The organism is Streptomyces rimosus (assembly GCF_008704655.1).
Classification (GTDB): domain Bacteria; phylum Actinomycetota; class Actinomycetes; order Streptomycetales; family Streptomycetaceae; genus Streptomyces; species Streptomyces rimosus.
The window spans coordinates 7505771-7524280 of sequence record NZ_CP023688.1; the positions used below are offsets into that span (position 1 = coordinate 7505771).

Consider the following 18510-nt stretch of genomic DNA (forward strand, 5'->3'; position numbering starts at 1 on the left):
CGGGCACTCTAATGCTGGGCATTATCAGCCGTCGAGGCCGCCCGCGGCGGCTTCCCTCGCCTCACCAGCGCACGGCCGTGAAGTCCACCGGGCGCGGACGCAGTTCCCGCGTGCGCTCGGCCAGCCGCCGTACGCGCTCGGCCATGTCGGCGGCGGGCAGGTGCATGCGGTCGCCGTGGCCGGGCAGCAGCCACTCGAAGCGCAGCCCGACGGCGGTACGGGCCAGGGAGGCGGCCAGTTCCTCGATGGAGTACCAGGTGACGCTGTCCGCCACCTCGATGTCGCCGGTCGTGCGCGACCAGTAGAAGCTGTCCCCGCTGAAGCAGTACCGCTCGTCGGCGACATAGAGGACGCTGCCCCGGGTGTGGCCGGGCAGCGGATGGGCGTACACACCCTCGGCGATCTCCGCGCTCTCCGTGCCGCGCAGTACGCGGTCGGCGTCCGGCGCGGCGTCCAGGTCGCCCTCGTGGATCCACAGCCGGGCCCCGAACCGGTCGGCGTACCGGCGGCCGTGCGCCGCATGGTCCCGGTGGGTGAGCAGGACATCGGTGACCGGCCCCAGCGCCTCGTACCGGGCGGCCAGCGGTTCGCTCCAGCGCGGTGTGTCCACCATCAGCTGCGTGCCGCCGGGGCGCCGCAGGAGGTAGGAGGTGGCCCCGGCGGTGTGCTGCGAGTTGTGCCCGCACAGCAGCACGTCGGTGTCGCCCAGGCGCATCGGGAACGGATCGAGCTCCGGGGCCGGCCGGCGGGCCGGGTGCCGGATGGAGCGGGTGGGGCAGGCGAACGCGGCGGCGTGCAGCAGTCGTTCCTCCGCCGCGTCACGCGGCTGCCGGACGATCTCGGAGCGTCCGCCGACCTCGGCGATCAGCGCCGGGGCGAGCTGCCGGGCGACATCGCAGTTGGTGCAGCGGTCGTCGACGTACCAGGCGTCGGTCATGGCATGCCTCATTCCTCGGAAGGCCGTAGGGGGTTCCCGCGGGGGCCGTACGGGGTTCGTGAGAAGAGGAAAACGCGCCGGGCTGTCGAAGTGGAAGGGGTGCCGGGTCTTGTTTCTGCTGGTCAAGGCGTATCTCTCGGTACGGCGTGTGCCTGTCGCGAGCATGACAAGTGCCCCCCCGTGCGGACCATCCGTACTCACCCGCAGCCCCTCACCCCACCCGTACCACCGGCACCCGCTCCGGCCGCCCGGCCACCCCCGCCGGCATCGCCGGATGGCCGCCGATCAGGACGATGCCCATCACGACCGCCGCCAGCCCGGCCGCCTCCCACGTGAGCGCGCCGCCGGTCACGTTCAGCCGGTCGCCCAGGAAGCCCACCCCGCAGGCGATGCCCGCCAGCGGCTGGGCCGCCGTCAGGGCGGGCAGCGACATGCGCAGCGGCGCCGTCTCGAAGGCGCTCTGGACCAGTACGAGCGCGAGGACGCCCAGCGCCAGCACCGCGTACGGCTCCCAGCCGGTGAGCAGCGCCGCCCAGCCGCCGCGCCCGAACCGCTCGCCGCTGATCCGGGTCAGGGCGTCCTGGAGGCCGTACAGCAGCCCGGCCGCTACGCCCAGCAGCGCCGCCTCTCGGCTCATCCGCGCCCGCCTGGCGCAGGCCGCCAGCAGCAGCGCGAGGCCGAGGACCGCGCCCATGAGCAGCCAGTGCCGCAGCGGACCGGCCGGGCTCCGGCCGCCGTGCGGCTCGCCGGCCACGATGAACGCCGTCACGCCACCCGCCAGCAGCCACAGACCGCCCCAGCCCCGGCGGCCCAGCCGCTGCCGGGTGAGGCGCCGGGACAGGGCCATCGCGAACAGCAGGTTCGTGGCCAGCAGCGGTTCGACGAGGGTGACCTCGCCCATGCCCAGCGCCGCGGCGCCCAGCGCCATGCCGGCCACCATGAAGCCGATGCCGGCCAGCCAGCGCGGCATCCGGGCGAGGTCGAGCAGCAGCCGCAGGGAGAGGAAGTCCTGCATCGGGGCCCGCTGGGCCGCGCCCTGCTGGAGGACGAATCCGGACCCCAGGCAGCAGGCCGCGCTCACGGCCAGCAGGAACACCGTCACGTCACGCACCTCAAGTCGACTGGGAAGGCGGGGACTTGGCCGAGGATAGCGAGCCGTACGGCGGCCCGCCGCCCGCCCGGGGGCACCGGGCACGCTCGGGTACCCGTCCGGGCGACACCCGAACACGCGGTTGACGCGCCGTACGGACGCGCTGAGGATCGGTAGCCACGACGGCCGCCGGGTCCTCCGGTGCCGCGGCGAGGAGAAGAGACGGGCAGACATGACCAGTGGCGCCTACGACGCTGATGTGATCGTGATCGGAGCGGGGCTGGCGGGTCTCGCGGCCACCGCGGAGCTCGCCGAGGCCGGCCGCAAGGTGATCCTCCTGGAGCAGGAGCCCGCGAGCGGTCTCGGCGGCCAGGCGCACTGGTCCTTCGGCGGCCTCTTCCTCGTCGACTCGCCCGAGCAGCGCCGGCTGCGCATCCGCGACAGCCACGAGCTGGCCTGGCAGGACTGGCTCGGCTCGGCCGGCTTCGACCGCCCCGAGGACCACTGGCCGCGCAAGTGGGCCGAGGCGTACGTGGACTTCGCGGCGGGGGAGAAGCGCGCCTGGCTGCACCGGCAGGGCGTACGGCTCTTCCCGGTGGTCGGCTGGGCCGAGCGCGGTGGCTACGAGGCGACCGGCCACGGCAACTCCGTACCCCGCTTCCACATCACCTGGGGCACCGGCCCCGGCCTGGTCGAGCCGTTCGCGCGGCGGGTGCGGGCCGGAGTGGCGCGCGGCCTGGTGGAGCTGCGCTTCCGGCACCGCGTGACCGGCCTGGCGCGCAGCGCGGGCGCCGTGGACACCGTCACCGGCGACGTCCTGGAGCCGTCGGACGCCGAGCGCGGCACGCCCAGCGGCCGGGAGGTCGCCGGCGCCTTCGAGCTGCGCGCCCAGGCGGTGATCGTCACCTCCGGCGGTATCGGCGGCAACCACGACCTGGTGCGCGCCAACTGGCCCGAGCGGCTGGGCCGGCCGCCGGAGCGGATGCTGTCCGGGGTGCCCGCCCATGTGGACGGCCGGATGCTGGGCATCACGGAGGCGGCCGGCGGCCGGATCATCAACCGGGACCGTATGTGGCACTACACCGAGGGCATCGACAACTGGGACCCGATCTGGCCCCGGCACGGCATCCGCATCCTGTCCGGGCCGTCCCCGCTGTGGCTGGACGCGCACGGCAAGCGGCTGCCGGTGCCGCTCTTCCCCGGCTTCGACACCCTGGGCACCCTCGAACACATCATGCGCACCGGCCACGACCACACCTGGTTCGTGCTCACCCGGAAGATCATCGAGAAGGAGTTCACCCTCTCCGGGTCCGAGCAGAACCCGGACCTGACCGGGCGCAGCGTCCGGGACGTGCTCGGGCGGGCGCTGCCCGGCGCCCCCGGCCCGGTCCAGGCGTTCATGGACCGGGGCGCGGACTTCATCGTCGAGCGCTCGCTCGGCGATCTCGTACGCCGGATGAACCAGCTGACCAAGGAGCCGCTGCTCGACGAGGCCGCGCTGCGCCGCGAGATCGTCGCCAGGGACCGCGAGATCGCCAACTCCTTCACCAAGGACCTCCAGGTCACCGCCATGCGAGGCGCCCGCAAGTACCTGGGCGACCGGCTGATCCGCACCGCGCCCCCGCACCGGCTGCTGGACCCCAAGGCCGGTCCGCTGATCGCCGTACGGCTGAGCATCCTGACCCGCAAGACGCTCGGCGGCCTGGAGACGGACCTGTCCTCGCGGGTGCTGACCGAGAGCGGCGAGGCCCTGCCCGGCGTGTACGCGGCCGGGGAGGCGGCGGGCTTCGGCGGCGGGGGCGTGCACGGCTACCGGTCGCTGGAGGGCACCTTCCTGGGCGGCTGCATCTTCTCGGGCCGTACGGCGGGGCGGGCGGCGGCCAAGGCGGTGGGGTGAGCGCGGCGGGCTGAGCGCGGGGGCCGAGCCGGGGCGGGGATTACCGGTGGGTCACGTTCCGGTGTGCCGCTGCCCGTACCGCGCCTATTGACAAGTGTGTTGACGGGCAAGGCAGTTGGCTTTCCGGCCATTCTTCGAACGGCCTTGACGCGAAGCTGTGCCTGCCGCTTTGCTGTGCGTGACCAATCGGTGCCGATCAGTCCACCGATTCTGCACACTCGCGTCCGGAAGCGGCGCGTCCGGAGGTGAAGCGCGTCGTGGAGTGTTCCTGCCAGTGACCCCTCCGCCACCCCCGCCCCTGGGCCGCTCCCGCCGCAAGGACGCGCTGCTCCTCGACCCGGCCCTGGACGACACCGAACTCTCCGCCTCCGTCGACGCCTTGGCGCACGGCCGCTGGGTCCGGGTGCGGACGCTGCTCGCCGACACCGGCACGGACTGGGACCTGCGCGGCCACCGGCTGGTGGTGCTCGCCGAGGGCCCGGCCAGCGCCGCCTGGGCCGGCGACTGGCGGCTCGCCGAACCCGACAGCGCCGACGCCGCGACCCTGCTGGCCTGCGCCCTCGTCTTCCAGGCCGTGCGCGGCAAGAGCAGCGGGGACGCGGCGCGCGAAGCCTGCCGCCTCGCCGCCGCCATGGCGCCCCACGACCCCACGCCCTGGCTGGGCATGCTCATCCTCGCCCGCCGCACCGGCACCCCCGACGAACGCGAGCACGCCTTCGACCAGGTACGTGCCCGGCACCCGGACCACCACCACGCCCACCACCTGATGGCCGCCTGCCTGGCCGAGCAGCAGCAGGGCGGCGCCGACGACCCGCTGCACCAGGTCTACGACTTCGCGTACTGGGCCGCCGAACAGGCCCCGGCCGATTCACCGCTGGCGATCCTGCCCGTCGTGGCGCACGCGGAGCGCTACCGCGCGCTGGCCGCCGCCGGACTCGAACCGGCGGACCCGGCGGCCTCCGGGCACTGGTCCACCCGCCGCGCGCGCCAGGTCATGAAGGCGGCCTTCGACTGGTGGCTGGAGTGGGAGGGCGAGGACCACCCGCGCCGCAAGGTGGACCTCAACTTCCTCGCCCACGCCAAGTACTACGAGGGAAGAATGGCCGAGGCCGCCGCGCTGTTCCACCGCATCGGCCCGCACGTCACCGCCGCGCCGTGGTCCTACCCGGACCGGGACGCCCGCAGGGCCTTCAAGGCCGCCCGCGACACGGCCTTCAGCACCGCTTGACCCCGGCGCCCGGCTGCCGCCCCGGCCGCCCACGGCGCCCGTACGACGTACACAGCACCACGCGCCACGCACGCAGCACCCGCACCGCACCCCCGCACGAAGCGCACCCCGCCCGCGCTCCACGGAAAGGACACCACCGCGCCATGCTGACGAGCAGTACGGGAAACACGGGCAATCCGAGGCGGGCCGGCACACCGGGCGGCCCCGGGGAGATCAGCACCTTCAAGGGTCAGGAGCGGGCCCTGCGCGCCGGCCGCATCGGCACGCCGGGCCTGCTGCTGTCCGTGCTGGCCGCCAGCGCGCCCCTGATGGTGGTCGGCGGCGTCATGGTCACCACGTACCAGGTCATGGGCATCGTCGGACAGCCGCTGCTGTTCGTCATCCTGGGCGTGGTGATGGCGCTGTTCAGCGTCGGCTACGCGGAGATGAGCCGGCACGTCCACAACGCCGGCGCCTTCTACGCGTACATCGCGCGCGGCCTCGGGGGCACGGCGGGCGCCGGCGCCTCCTTCGTCGCTCTCGCCGCCTACAGTGCCCTCCAGTTCGGCATCTACGGCATCTTCGGCTTCGAGGTGTCCGGGCTGCTCGACAGGCATCTGGGCGTCACCGTCGCCTGGTGGGTGCCCGCCCTGCTCGGCGTGCTGGTCGTCGGCGTGCTCGGCGCGCTGAAGATCGACCTGAACGCCAAGGTGCTGGGCGTGCTGCTCGCCATCGAGGTCATCCTGATCGTCGTCGCCGACATCGCCTTCGCCTCGCGGCCCGGACCGCAGGGCCTGTCGCTGCACGCCTTCGACCCGGCCACGCTCGGCGGCGCGGGCCTGGGCACCGCGCTGTGCTTCGCCGTCGCCGCGTTCGTCGGCTTCGAACAGGCCCCCGTCTACGCCGAGGAGACCAGCCGGCCGCAGACGGTCGTGGCCCGGGTGATGTTCCTGGCCGTCGGCTTCGTGGCGGTCTTCTTCGCGCTCAGCTCCTGGCTGATCGGCGTCGCCACCGGCCCGGACCACGTCGTGGCCACCGCCGGCAAGGAGGGCCCCAACCTGATCTTCGCCCTCACCGGGGCGCGGCTCGGCGCCACCTTCGCCGACATCCTGCACGTGTTCTTCGTGACCGGCATCTTCGCCTCGATGCTCAGCTTCCACAACGTGGTGGCCCGCTACGCCTTCGCCATGGGCCGCGAGGGCCTGCTGCCCGCCGCCCTCGGCCGGACCGCCAGGTCCAGCGGCGCGCCCGCGCTCGGCTCGCTGCTCCAGTCGGTCATCTCCTTCGTCGTGGTGGCCGTCTTCGCGCTCACCGACCGGATGCCCGCCGGCGACCCCACCACGCCGGTGCTGCGGCTGTTCACCTGGGGCGGCAACGTGGGCGCGCTCGGCGTGATCCTGCTGATGGCGACCGCGTCCGTGGCCGTCATCGCCTTCTTCGTACGGCGGGGCGCGGGCCGGGCGCAGGCGGGCCGGCTGCTGGCCGCCGGGCTGGCCGCGCTCGGCCTGCTGACCGTGCTGGTCTACGCGGTCAAGGACTTCGGCGTGCTGGTCAGCGCCGAGGGCTCGGCGCTGAGCTGGGTGCTGCCCGGCGTCATCGGCCTGGCGGCCGTGGCCGGGCTGCTCCACGGGCGGGTGCTGCGCGCCCGGCGTCCGCAGACGCACGCCCGTATCGGCCTGGGCAACGAGGCGTTCCAGTTGGAGAAGGCGGCGAGCGTGCCGTCCTCGTCGTCCCTGCGTGAGGAGAGCTGACCGATGGCACACAGCGCTACGGACCCGCGGGACGCGGACAAGGCGACCACCGCCCCGGGAACACCCGCCCCGCACCCTCTGGACCCGCTCACCGCCGAGGAGATCACCGTCGCCCGCGCGGTCCTGAGCGACGAGGGCCTGGTGGGCGACACCACCCGCTTCCCCCTCGTCCTGCTGGACGAGCCGGACCGGCACACCGTGGCCGCGCACCGCCCCGGCGACCCGGTCGTCCGCCGGGTGCGCGTCACCCTGCTGGACACCGCGACGGGCGCCGGTACCGAGGCGGTCGTCGACGTAACGGCCCGTACGCTGCTCGCCCGCCGCGACCTCGACCCGGCGGCGGACGGCCAGCCGCCCGTCCTCTTCGAGGAGTACGAGCGCTGCGACGAGATCGTCAAGGCCGACCCCGGCTGGCGCAAGGCCATGGCCGAGCGCGGCATCACCGACACCGCGCTCGCGGTCTGCGCCCCGCTGGCCGCCGGAAACTTCGGCCGCGCCGAGGAGACCGGGCGCCGTATGCTGCGCTCGCTGACGTTCCTGCGCTGCGAGGCCAGCGACAACCCGTTCGCGCATCCCGTGGGCGGCCTGGTCGCCGACGTGGACCTGACCGAGCGGCGGGTCGTACGGCTCGTGGACACCGGCGCGGTGCCGGTCCCCGCCGAATGCGGGCGCTACGAGGCCGAGTTCAACGGCCCGGCGCGCACCGACCTCAAGCCGCTGGAGATCCGCCAGCCCGACGGCCCCTCCTTCGCCCTCGACGGACACCGCCTCACCTGGCAGAACTGGTCGCTGCGGCTGGACTTCAACGCCCGCGAGGGCCTGGTCCTGCACGAGCTGTCCGTCCGCGACGGCGACCGCGTACGGCCCGTGCTGCACCGCGCCTCGCTCGCCGAGATGGCCGTCCCGTACGCCGACCCCGGCGCCGACCGCAACTGGATCTGCTACCTGGACGTCGGCGAGTACACCCTCGGCCGCAACGCCAACGCGCTCCGGCTGGGCTGCGACTGCCTCGGCGAGATCCTGTACGTCGACGCCGTCGTGCCCGACGACCACGGCGTGCCGCAGACGCTGCCCAACGCCATCTGCATCCACGAGGAGGACCACGGCCTCCTGTGGAAGCACACCAACATGTTCGACGACTTCGCCGCCGAGAGCCGCCGCTCCCGCCGCCTGGTCGTCTCGTACATCGCCACCCTCGGCAACTACGACTACGGCTTCTACTGGTACCTCTACCAGGACGGCGGCATCGAGTTCGAGGTCAAGGCGACCGGGCTGGTGCAGACCTCGGCGTCCGCGCCGGGCACCGTCTCCCCGTACGCCACCGAGGTCGCCCCCGGCCTTCAGGCGCCGTACCACCAGCACCTTTTCTGCGCCCGGCTGGATCCCGCGGTGGACGGCCACGCCAATACGGTGGAGGAGGTCGATGTCGTTCCGCTCCCCATGGGCCCGGACAACCCCAACGGCAACGCCTTCACCATCCGCGCCACGCCCGTCACCGACTCCGGCGAGGCGGGACGGCCGGCCGACCCGGCCGCCGGGCGCCGCTGGCGGATCACCAACCCGTCCGTACGCAACCGCACCGGACAGCCCGTCGCGTACACCCTGACCCCGCAGCCGTCCGGCCCCACCCTGCTCGCCCGGCCGGGCTCCCCGGTCGCCGCCCGCGTCGCCTACGCCACCAAGCACCTGTGGATCACCCGCAGCGCCGCCGACCGGCGCTTCCCGGACGGCGACTACCCCAACCAGCACCCCGGTGGCGCGGGCGTCACCGCCTGGGCGCGCCCCGGCGAGTCCCTGGAGAACACCGCCCTCACGCTCTGGCACTGCTTCGGCCCGACCCATCTGCCGCGCCTGGAGGACTGGCCGGTCATGCCGGTCGACCGCTGCGGCTTCACGCTCCGGCCGACCGGCTTCTTCGACCGGAACCCGACGCTGGACCTGCCGCGCGAGAGCGGCGGGGGAGGGCACTGTCACGCCTCGGGCGCGTGAAGGTCCTGAAAGATGACGAAAGCCTGACGTCCCGCCCGGAAGGCTGGCCGGGCCCCCGGCGCGGTGCTCGAATCGAGGCGTGACCCCGTACGACAACGCGCCACGACCCGACGAAGCGCCCGCCACCGGTAAAGGCACGGCAGGAACCGGCCCGGCGGCCGACGGACACGGCACCCCCGTCGGCCGCCGCCTGGTGCTCGGCATGCTCATCACCGGCGTCGCGGGCATCGCCACGGCCCCGTACCTGCAACAGGCCTACGACAACACGCTCGGCGCCGCCGCCCGGAACGACCCCACCGGCCTGACCGGGCTGCTCCCGGCGGGCGGCGGCTTCCGCTACTACTCGGTGACCGCATCCGTACCGTCCAAGGACGTCCGCACCTACCGCCTCACGGTGGACGGCCTGGTCGAACGCCCCACCACGTACCGCCTGTCCGACCTGCGCGCGCTGCCGCAGACGCGCCTGGTGCGCGACGTGCAGTGCGTGACCGGCTGGCGGGTCCCGGCCACGCCCTTCACCGGCGTACGCCTGCGCCGCCTCCTGGACGCGGCAGGGGTACGGTCCGGGGCGAAAGCCGTCCGCTTCACCTGCTTCGACGGCGCGTACAGCGAGAGCCTCACGCTCGAACAGGCCCGCCGCGACGATGTGCTGATCGCCCTCACCATGCAGGACAAGCCGCTGCCGCACGCGCACGGCGGGCCGGTGCGGCTGTATGCCGCGCCGATGTACTTCTACAAGTCGGCGAAGTGGCTCTCCGGCATCACCGTCACCGAGCGGGTCGAACCGGGCTACTGGGAGGAGCGCGGCTACGACGTGGACGCGTGGGTCGGCCGCTCGAACGGACGCGATGATGCGCCGACCGTCTGAGCGCGCGGGGGGCTGGAGGCAGATGCAGGCGCAGACGCCGGTAGAGGCGGCAAGCGCGCGCGTACGCCGCTTCACGCCCGCCCAGCGCTGGGTGCACCGCGCCACCGCCACCCTCATGGCCGTCTGCGTGCTGACCGCGGGCTGCCTCTACCTCCCCTTCCTCGCCGAACTCGTCGGCCGCCGGGCCCTGATGGCCACCGTCCACGAGTGGTCGGGCCTGCTGCTGCCCGCACCCCTGCTGCTCGGCCTGGCCTCGCGCGCGCTGCGCGCCGACGTGACCCGCCTGAACCGGTACGGGCCGCACGACCGCCGCTGGCTGCGTTCCGCGCTGCGCCGCGGGTCCGACCGGCCGGCGGGCAAGTTCAACGCGGGCCAGAAGCTCTACGCCGCCTGGCTGGCGGGCGCGGTCCTGGTCATGGCCGGGACGGGCCTGCTGATGTGGTTCACCCACCTCGCCCCGCTCCTCTGGCGCACCGGCGCGACCTTCGTCCACGACTGGCTGGCACTGGCGCTCATCGTCGTCATCGCGGGCCATGTATGGCGGGCGTACGGCGATCCGGAAGCACGCCGGGGCATGCGGACCGGGACCGTCGACGCGGCATGGGCACGGCGGGAGCATCCGCTGTGGGAGCCGGAGGAGGAGCCGGAACGTCGCGTGGGGTAGGGCGCGTACGGGAGCTTCGTCAGCGGACGACGTCGAAGACGTTCTTCTGCAGGCCGTTGGCGTAGACCTCGTGCTCGACGAGCTTCAGCTTCTGGGTGTCCTTGTCCGTGGCGCTGAAGAGCCGCTTGCCCGCCCCGAGCAGGAGCGGGAAGACGAGCAGGTGGTAACGGTCGATCAGGCCGGCGTCCGACAGAGCCTGATTCAGGGAGAGACTGCCGTGGACGATGACCGGCCCGCCCTCGGTCTCCTTGAGCGCGGCGACATCGTCGAGCGAGCGCAGGATCGTCGTCTCGCCCCAGTTCGACACCAGGTTGTCCTCGGTGAGGGTGGTCGAGACGACGTACTTCGGCATCACCTTGTAACCGGCGAAGTCCTCCATGCCCGGCCACACCGGGCTGAACGCCTCGTAGCTGACCCGGCCCATGAGCATCGCGGTGGCTTCCTCCTGCTCCCGGCCCTTGATGTCGAACGCCTCGGGGAGGAACTCGACGTCCTTGAAGGTCCACCCGGAGTTCCGGTAACCGGGCTCGCCGCCCGGCGCCTCCGCGACGCCGTCGAGCGAGAGGAAAGCGGTGCTGATCAGAGTACGCATCAGGGGCTCCTGCTGGTCTCGTGGCCGGGCCTCGGCACGCTCGGCCGGTGCACGCTGCGTCGGCCTCGTGGCTGTAGTAGACCAGCCACCACTGACAACGCGGATCCCGGAGCGACTCGGCGGCCGTCGTCCGTCCGGGCGGCGTCCGGACGAAACCGCCTACTTCTCCTCCGGCCCGTCCAGAACGGTCGGCTCCCATGCACGCCGCAGCTGCGTGCGCAGCAGCGGCAACGGGCTGTCGTCGCGCCCGCCGAGCCGGTCGGAAAGCAGCGTCAGCGTGTCGCAGCGGGCCAGTTGCAGCGCGCGGGCGCAGGCGCCGCGGTCGAAGCCGGCGGCCGTCGCGATGCGTACGGCCGCCACGGCACCGACCGAGATCGCGAGCCCGGCGACATCCTCGGCGGCGTCGCCGGTCACCGCGTCCGTCCAGTCCAGTACGCCGCTGACCCTGCCGTCCTCGGCCACGAGCAGGTGCTCGCCCTTGAGGTCGTTGTGCACCAGGGTGGCGGGCGCCGTCGCGGCCTCCGCCCCTCGTACACTCAGCCTCGGCAGCCACCCGGCGTCGAACTCGCCGCGTGCCGCGACGGTTTCCGCCGCCGCCGAGGCCCGGCGGAGCAGTCCGGGCATATTGCGCGGTGCCTCCGGCGGTACGCCCAGCGCCTCGGCTTCCACCACGGGCACCTGCGCGAGCTGGACGAGCAGCCGCGTGAGATCGTCCTCGCCCGCCGCCGGAACCGCGCGCAGCTCGGCGGAGACCCCGCCCAGCCGGGTGTCCAGGGTGAACGCGCGCCCCCGCGCCCAGTCCCCGCTCGCCACACTCACCGGTACGGGAATGCCGGTCCGCTCGCCGACCAACTCGCGCAGCGCGAGCTCCCGGCGCAGGCGCTCCGAACCGCCGGAGTCGAGCGCGCACCGCGCCACATGGTCCGGCCCCACCCACCAGGACGCGTGGTCGCCGCCTTCACCGATGGGCCGGACGTCCGCCGCGTGCACCCCGGGCACGACGTCCTGGACCAGCCGGGCCACTTCTGCCGCGTCCGGCAGGCGTTCCTCCGTCATGATCGCCATCATGCCGCAGGGCGCCCTCGCGATGGGGCGGCGGCAGGCCGATCCGGCCGTACGGGTACGCGCCCGCGCCGCTCACCCGCCGGGAAGCTCGACCTCGAACCGGCAGCCGCGCTCCGTGTTGCGCACCGAGGCGCGCCCCGCGTGTGCCTCGACGATGCCGCGGACGATCGCCAGACCCAGCCCCGCGCCGCTTCCGCCGTCCGCGCGCGGCGTACGGGCGGGGGCGCCGCGCCAGCCGGTGTCGAAGACGCGCGGCAGGTCCGCCTCCGGGATGCCGCCGCAGCCGTCCTCCACCGCGAGTACCACCCGGCCGTCGGCACGCTGTGCCTCCACCGCGACCGTGCCGCCGTCCGGCGTCGCCCGGATCGCGTTGACCAGCAGGTTCCCCAGCACGCGGGTGATCTGCTGCGCGTCCACCCGTACCGGTACGGCCGCCACCCCGCCGTCCACCAGGCGCACCCCGCCCGCGGCGGCCAGCGGCCGGGCGCCCGCGAGCGCGTCGTCCACCAGATCGAACACCGACACCCGGGACGGCGTCAGCGTCAGCGCGCCCGCCTGGATGCGGGACAGTTCGAAGAGGTCGTCGACCATGCCGGCCAGCCGGTCCACCTCCACCCGGATACGGGCGTGATAGCGGGCGGCGTCCGCGCCCCGCACCACGCCGTCCTCCAGGGCCTCGGCCATCGCCCGCAGGCCCGCCAGCGGTGTGCGCAGATCGTGGGAGATGCCCGCGATCAGGTCGCGCCGCGCGGCGTCCAGCGCGCGTTCGCGCTCCCTGGCCCGCGCCAGCCGGGCACTGGTCTCCTCCAACGCCTCGGCCAGCGTGGCCAGTTCGGCCGTCGGCGGCTCGGCGGGCGCGGCGAACCCGCCCTCGCTGCCGACCGTACGCGCCGCCTCCGCCAGCTGCCTGCTGCCCGCGGCGATCCGGCGGCCGAACAGCAGCGCGGCGGCCAGCGACACCAGCCCGGAGACGGCGACCACGGCCATCACCACGCCCAGGTCGTGCGCCGACAGGAACATCGCCTGGGCCACCGCGACCGTCCCGGCCGCCATCGTGACGACCGCCAGCGCCCCCGCGGCGAACAGCGACAGCGCGACGGAGCGGCGGCGCAGCACCCGCACGGCAGCGGCGGCCGGCAGCCCGGCCGCGACGGCGCCGAGGGCGGCCAGCGCGAGGATGACGAGGAAGTCGTTCATGGGCGGGGGGTTCCGGCGGGAGTGGGTGAGGCCGGGTCCGGACGGTCGCCGTCACCCGTACCGCCTGCCGGGTCGAAGCGGTACCCGGCGCCCCACACCGTGACGATCAGCCGCGGTGCCGCCGGATCGTCCTCGATCTTCTCGCGCAACCGCCGTACGTGCACGGTCACCGTGGACAGATCGCCGAACTCCCAGCCCCAGACCTGGTGCAGCAGATCCTCCCGGGCGAACACCCGCCCCGGGTTGCGCATCAGGAACAGCAGCAGGTCGAACTCGCGGGAGGTCAGGGACAGCGGACGCCCGGCCCGTACGGCATGGCGTGCGGCGGGCTCGGCGGTCAGATCGCCGGCCCGTACGGGAGGCACCGGGGTGGCGGCCGGCGGGGCGGCCTCCGCGCGGCGCAGCACGGACCCGATGCGCAGCACCAGTTCGCGGGGGCTGAACGGCTTGGTCACATAGTCGTCCGCGCCCAGTTCCAGGCCCAGGATGCGGTCCGGCGCCTCGCCGCGGGCGGTGAGCATCACGACGGGGACCGGGGGCGGTGCGGGCGCCGTGCTGTGCGCGCCGCGCAGCCTGCGGCACACCTCCAGGCCGTCGAGGCCCGGCAGCATCAGGTCCAGCACCACCAGGTGCGGCCGGAAGACGGCGGCCCGGTCGAGGGCCGCCCAGCCGTCGGCGACGTGTTCGGTGACGTAGCCGGCGCGCGTCAGATAGCCGGTGACGACCTCGGCGACGGTCGGGTCGTCCTCGACGACGAGGATGCGCCGGGGTGGCGCTGCGGGCGGCGGGGCGGCGGGCGGGGTGGTTCGGCTCACGGGATCAGCGTGCCATCGCGGCCGCCGCCGGGAGGTCGGCGGCGCCGAAGGAGACGGAGAAGCGGTGGCACCAGATCACCACGCTGCGGAAGGCGGCCGGGTCGGTGCCGGCCGGTACCGCGTAGTTCTGGTTGCCGAGATTGCCCTTGAGCTTGCCCAGCTCGACGGCGCCCGCGCCCAGCCCGTGCTCGGCGTCGGCGGCACTGCGGTGCGACAGATAGACCCGTACATCCGGCCCCTCGGATGTCTTGAGGTCCTCCAGCCGCACCACCCGGCCGCCGTCCGCGAGGCGCAGCGCGCGGGCGGTGCCGCTGGTGGCGTGCTCATGGGAGACGAAGGAGCCTCCGGCCGCAGGCTTCTTCATGCCGTCCGTGTCGTGCATCTTGCCCATGGCGGAGGAGGTGGCGGACGGTGCCGCCTCGTCCACGGTCGTGTTCGTCAAGGCCTTCCACGGCTGGAAGAGATAGAGCGCGACGGCCGCGACGACCACGGCGACGAGGAGGGCGGGGACGACGACGGCGCGGCGCAGCAGCGGCGAGCGGCGGGGAGCAATGGGTTCCATGCGCCCAGCCAAGCGCGCGGAGCGGGCGGCTGGGGGCCGTGGAGCCGGTCCGTAAGACTCCGGTAATCCTCCGGGGCGGGCCGTCCGGGCACCTTGGTGGCGGGCTTCTATCGCGAGCGGGCCGCCGACGGCAGCGTACGGATGAGCGCTCCCAGCATCGCGGCGCCCGTGCCCACCGCTGCCAGGTGCAGAACCGCCGCGAGTACGAGGTTTTCCGGCAGGGCGGTACCGGCCGGTTGCGTGATCGCCAGATACAGCGTGAAGGGAAGCTTCCAGCCGCTCCAGGCGAACAGCGAGCCCGATCCGAGCCAGCCGAGCACCATGGGTACCCATCGACGGGCCCGTGCGGGCAGGCCCCGGACGACCGCCCAGGAAGCGGCGGCGGCCACGAGCGCCCAGCACCCGAAGACTCCGGACAGCAGATGCCAGGAGAGCTCCCGCTCCTCGGGGTGGGCGACACCCGTGGTGCCGCCCACCGCCCAGTACAGCCAGACGAGACCGACCGCGGCGCCGACCACGGCCGTCCACGGCGGCGTCTTGGGCGAGCGCTCGCCACCGTCCCCGAGCCGGCCCGCGAACGCCTCCGGCCAGCGGCGCCGCAAGTACGCGGGCAGTGCGACGGCCAGCCCCGCCCCCATCCCCACGAACCCGAACTGAATCAGCGCGGCCTCCCACCCGGGCATCGACGGGCCCGCGTCACTCCCGCTCCCGCCACGGCCGTCCGCCGGGACCAGCAGCCAACCGAGAAGGGCGTACGGCAGCACCGGAACGAGGAACCCCGTACCGACCCAGGCGCAGACAACTAACGGCGCCCCCGGTATGCGCATCCCCCACGACCGCACCAGCGCGAGCGCCACCGCGATACCGACCCCCGCCATACCGATCGTCGCGCTGTTGAGCACCACCCACTCCGCGGTGCCGGACCCGCCCCCGGCCCCCAAGAGCGAACCGGCCACCCACGACACCTTGATCAGCAAGTACGGCAGCATCGCCAGCGCCGCTCCGTACGCCGCGATCCGCCCGGCCCGGTCCCAGCTGTCCACATGAACCCCTCTTTCGAGCAATGGGGTTCGAGTCTTGTCCGCTCCTGTCGTCGTGGGCGTCGATCGCTGGGCGCATCCCGGTCGTCACCGAGGGGGAGCGGGCATCGGCCGGCCGGATGATGCGCGATGGAGAGCTGGAGTGCTTCTGGGGACAGGGTTTTGGAGCGGGCACTGCCGCCCGTCACGTTCCATCGCGTCCAGGCCGGCACTCCCGCAACGGCCGTATCCGTAGCGGAGACGGCCTTGCTTTTCGTTGATCGGGGGCCGACGGGGCTGTTGGCTGCCTTCGCGTACTCGATACACATATGCCCGTATTCCGTACGCGCGAGGGGGAACCACCGCGCGTCGACCCGGTCGACTCAGAAGCGCCGCCGTCACCGCGGCGTTATTGGCCGGCTCCGCGATCGCCCTGCCGCTGACCACGGCAGAGGCGGACGAGCGGCAGCCGCGTACCGAGCAGGTGAGCGTGGCGCAGGACGGTACGCCGGCCGACGTGCCCGTCGAGAACGGGCGGATCAGCGGCGACGGGCCTTCCTGCACCTCGCCGCGCGTCGTAGAGAACGACACCAACGAGAAGGCGGACGTCTTCGGGACGGACAGACCGACGGCAGCTCGGCGACCGGCGCCTACATGAGCGCCGACAACCGAAAGGTGTACTTCGCCTCGCGAGCCACAGACTTGGTGCCCGGCGACACCAACGGCGCTGATGATGTCTTCGTCCGCGATCTGGTGACTGGCACTGTCGATCGCGTCAGTGTTGGCAGCGATGGCGCCCAGCGTGCGGATCAGGCTTGGTTGCTGGGGGTGATCGGGTGGGGGATGCGGTGTTGTTCGGCGGGTCTGCCGGGTGGGATGGCGGGCCTGCCGGGCGAGGTGCGGGCCTCCTGGAGACGAATCGAACGTGATCGTCCCCCCAGCGGGGGCTTACCCAAGGGGGGGCAGGGAACAAGCCCCGCCCGGAACCGGACCGAACCGAGCCCGCGCCGAGCCCGAATGGTGGGCGCTCAGCCCTCCAACGCCTCCCGCACCCGTCGCGACACGGTGAACGCGTACAGGTCCAGCACGCCGGGCGGCTCCGCGAGGCCGGGGCCGCCGGCGCGTATCCAGGCGGCCACGTCGTCCAGTGCGGCGTCGTCGTTGACCAGTCCGAGCCACACCGGGCGGCCGCCCGCGGCCCGGCCCGCGCGGGACGGCTGGACCACGACGACGTTGGCCTGGTCGCAGACGTCCAGGCACTCCGAGGCGCGGACCTCCGCCGCGCCGGCCAGCGCGGCCCGCAGCCGCGGGATCTGCGCCGCGTGGTCGACGCCCGGGATCTTGCGCGGGTCGCCGCAGCAGCAGCCGCGGCAGACGGTGACGCGGCAGGGAGCTTCGGCGGGCTGACGGCCGGCACGCTTGTTGATCATTCGGCCCATGCTACGCGGGGTAGGTATCGCCCCCATGACCCTCACCACACGATCCGGCCCGGCGATACCGGGCCCCCGGGGCGTACCGTTCCTGGGCTCGATGTTCGACCTGCGGCGCAGCACGCTCGACACGTTCGCGCGCGCCCGCCGTGACCACGGCGACCTGGTGCGCTTCACGGCCGGTCCGCCCGGCCTGCGCAGCGTCTTCTACGGCGTGTTCTCGCCCGAGGGCAGTCAGCGGATCCTCGCCTCCGAGGCCGCCAACTTCCGCAAGGACCACCCGTTCTACGAAGAGGTCCGGCAGTCGTTCGGCAACGGCCTGCTGACCAGCCAGGACGACGACTATCTCCGCCAGCGGCGGATCGTGCGGCCGCTGTTCACCAAGCGCCGGGTCGACGGCTACGCGTCGGCCGTGGCCGCGGATGCGCAGGCCGTCGCCGAGCGCTGGCGGACCCCGCCCGGCGGCACGGTCGACCTGGTGGGCGAGATGAACCGGCTCGCGCTGCGCACCGTCTCCCGCATCCTGTTCGGCACGGACGTGGAGGCCGCGGTCGCCACCGTGCACCGCTGCTTCCCGGTGATCAACTCGTATGTCGTACGGCGCGGCTTCTCGCCGCGCAACCCGCCGCGCCACTGGCCCACCCCCGCCAACCGCCGGGCCGCCGCCGCGACGGCCGAACTGCACTCGGTCTGCGACCGGATCGTGGCCGGGCGGCAGACCGCCGGCGCACTGGAGGACGGCGCCGACCTGCTGTCCCTGCTCACCCGCGCGGGCAACGCGGCGGACGGCGGCCTGGACGCCACCGAGATCCGCGATCAGGTCCTGGTCTTCCTGCTCGCCGGCCACGAGACGACCGCGACGTCCCTGGCCTTCACCCTCCACCTGCTCGCCCGGCATCCGGAGGAACAGGTCCTGGTACGGGAGGAGATCGACGCCGTACTGGGGGACCGGGAGCCGGAAGCCGCCGACCTGGAGCGGTTGCCGCGGCTGACGATGGCCCTCAAGGAGGCCATGCGGCTGTACCCGGCGGCGCCCGTGGTGAGCCGGCGCGGCGTCGCGGCCACCGAGATCGGCGGCCACCGGATACCGGACGGCGCCGATGTGATCGTCTCGCCGTGGGTGACCCACCGGCACCCCGGCCTGTGGGAGGACCCGGAGCGCTTCGATCCGCGGCGGTTCACCCCGGAGCGGGAGGCGGCGCGCCACCGCTACGCGTGGTTCCCGTTCGGCGGCGGCCCGCGGGCGTGCATCGGGCAGCACTTCTCGATGCTGGAGTCGGTGCTGGCGGCAGCGGTACTGCTGCGCTCGTACGAGCTGACGGCGGTCGACCGGGAGGTGCCGCTCACCGCGGGCATCACCTTGCAGGCGGCGGGCCCGGCGCGGGTGCGGCTGAGGGGAGTGGGCTGAGGGCGTACGGGAGACCGGA

Annotated in this window: 17 protein-coding genes; 8 read left to right on the forward strand and 9 right to left on the reverse strand. The window is 73.6% G+C overall.

All coding sequences use genetic code 11. The annotated features are described in order from the left end of the window. Positions 1–61: 61 nt before the first annotated feature. Positions 62–937 (reverse strand): MBL fold metallo-hydrolase, encoded by an 876-nt coding sequence (locus CP984_RS32785; protein WP_003982135.1) that lies wholly within the window; start codon positions 935–937, stop codon positions 62–64. Between the two features lie 211 nt (positions 938–1148). Further along, positions 1149–2039, reverse strand: a complete 891-nt coding sequence (locus tag CP984_RS32790; RefSeq protein ID WP_003982136.1) for a DMT family transporter — start codon at positions 2037–2039, stop codon at positions 1149–1151. Between the two features lie 220 nt (positions 2040–2259). On the opposite strand from CP984_RS32790, the gene CP984_RS32795 reads away from it, so the two are divergent. The 6 genes from CP984_RS32795 (at position 2260) to CP984_RS32820 (ending at position 10403) form a co-directional block, all read left to right on the forward strand. Further along, entirely contained in the window at positions 2260–3924 is a 1665-nt protein-coding gene (locus tag CP984_RS32795; protein ID WP_003982137.1) for an FAD-binding dehydrogenase, read from the forward strand. 274 nt (positions 3925–4198) lie between these two features. Continuing rightward, on the forward strand, positions 4199–5152 hold the full coding sequence (locus tag CP984_RS32800; protein WP_003982138.1) for a hypothetical protein: 954 nt from the start codon (positions 4199–4201) through the stop codon (positions 5150–5152). A 143-nt stretch (positions 5153–5295) separates the two neighbouring features. After that, positions 5296–6882, forward strand: coding sequence for an APC family permease (locus tag CP984_RS32805; protein WP_003982139.1), 1587 nt, complete (start codon positions 5296–5298; stop codon positions 6880–6882). Positions 6883–6885: 3 nt separating this feature from the next. Beyond that, on the forward strand, positions 6886–8871 hold the full coding sequence (locus CP984_RS32810; protein ID WP_003982140.1) for a primary-amine oxidase: 1986 nt from the start codon (positions 6886–6888) through the stop codon (positions 8869–8871). A 79-nt stretch (positions 8872–8950) separates the two neighbouring features. Further along, complete coding sequence (locus CP984_RS32815; RefSeq protein ID WP_003982141.1) at positions 8951–9739, forward strand: molybdopterin-dependent oxidoreductase; 789 nt, start codon at positions 8951–8953, stop codon at positions 9737–9739. 22 nt (positions 9740–9761) lie between these two features. Next, a complete protein-coding gene (locus CP984_RS32820) occupies positions 9762–10403 on the forward strand; it encodes a cytochrome b/b6 domain-containing protein (RefSeq protein ID WP_003982142.1) in 642 nt (213 codons plus the stop codon). A gap of 19 nt (positions 10404–10422) precedes the next feature. Here CP984_RS32820 and CP984_RS32825 read toward each other — a convergent pair whose 3' ends face one another. The 6 genes from CP984_RS32825 to CP984_RS32850 all read right to left on the reverse strand — a co-directional run bounded on the left by CP984_RS32825 (position 10423) and on the right by CP984_RS32850 (position 15677). Beyond that, entirely contained in the window at positions 10423–10995 is a 573-nt protein-coding gene (locus CP984_RS32825) for a dihydrofolate reductase family protein (protein ID WP_003982143.1), read from the reverse strand. Between the two features lie 159 nt (positions 10996–11154). Then, positions 11155–12051 carry a phosphotransferase family protein gene (locus CP984_RS32830; protein WP_030178782.1) on the reverse strand — a complete coding sequence of 299 codons (897 nt, stop codon included), beginning with the start codon at positions 12049–12051 and terminating at the stop codon, positions 11155–11157. A gap of 81 nt (positions 12052–12132) precedes the next feature. Then, entirely contained in the window at positions 12133–13257 is a 1125-nt protein-coding gene (locus CP984_RS32835; protein WP_003982146.1) for a sensor histidine kinase, read from the reverse strand. Continuing rightward, positions 13254–14072, reverse strand: a complete 819-nt coding sequence (locus CP984_RS32840) for a response regulator transcription factor (RefSeq protein WP_003982147.1) — start codon at positions 14070–14072, stop codon at positions 13254–13256. The genes CP984_RS32835 and CP984_RS32840 overlap by 4 nt, the downstream gene beginning before the upstream one ends. A 4-nt stretch (positions 14073–14076) precedes the next feature. Continuing rightward, positions 14077–14634 carry a DM13 domain-containing protein gene (locus CP984_RS32845; protein WP_003982148.1) on the reverse strand — a complete coding sequence of 186 codons (558 nt, stop codon included), beginning with the start codon at positions 14632–14634 and terminating at the stop codon, positions 14077–14079. Positions 14635–14741: 107 nt separating this feature from the next. Continuing rightward, complete coding sequence (locus CP984_RS32850) at positions 14742–15677, reverse strand: hypothetical protein (RefSeq protein WP_003982149.1); 936 nt, start codon at positions 15675–15677, stop codon at positions 14742–14744. 388 nt (positions 15678–16065) lie between these two features. On the opposite strand from CP984_RS32850, the gene CP984_RS32855 reads away from it, so the two are divergent. After that, the gene (locus tag CP984_RS32855; RefSeq protein ID WP_003982150.1) at positions 16066–16311 is read left to right on the forward strand and encodes a hypothetical protein; all 246 of its coding nucleotides are present in this window, start codon (positions 16066–16068) and stop codon (positions 16309–16311) included. Between the two features lie 370 nt (positions 16312–16681). On the opposite strand, the gene CP984_RS32860 is transcribed toward CP984_RS32855, so the two are convergent. Further along, positions 16682–17083, reverse strand: coding sequence for a hypothetical protein (locus tag CP984_RS32860; RefSeq protein WP_003982151.1), 402 nt, complete (start codon positions 17081–17083; stop codon positions 16682–16684). 34 nt (positions 17084–17117) lie between these two features. On the opposite strand from CP984_RS32860, the gene CP984_RS32865 reads away from it, so the two are divergent. Further along, complete coding sequence (locus CP984_RS32865) at positions 17118–18491, forward strand: cytochrome P450 (protein ID WP_003982152.1); 1374 nt, start codon at positions 17118–17120, stop codon at positions 18489–18491. The last annotated feature ends 19 nt before the right edge of the window (positions 18492–18510 follow it).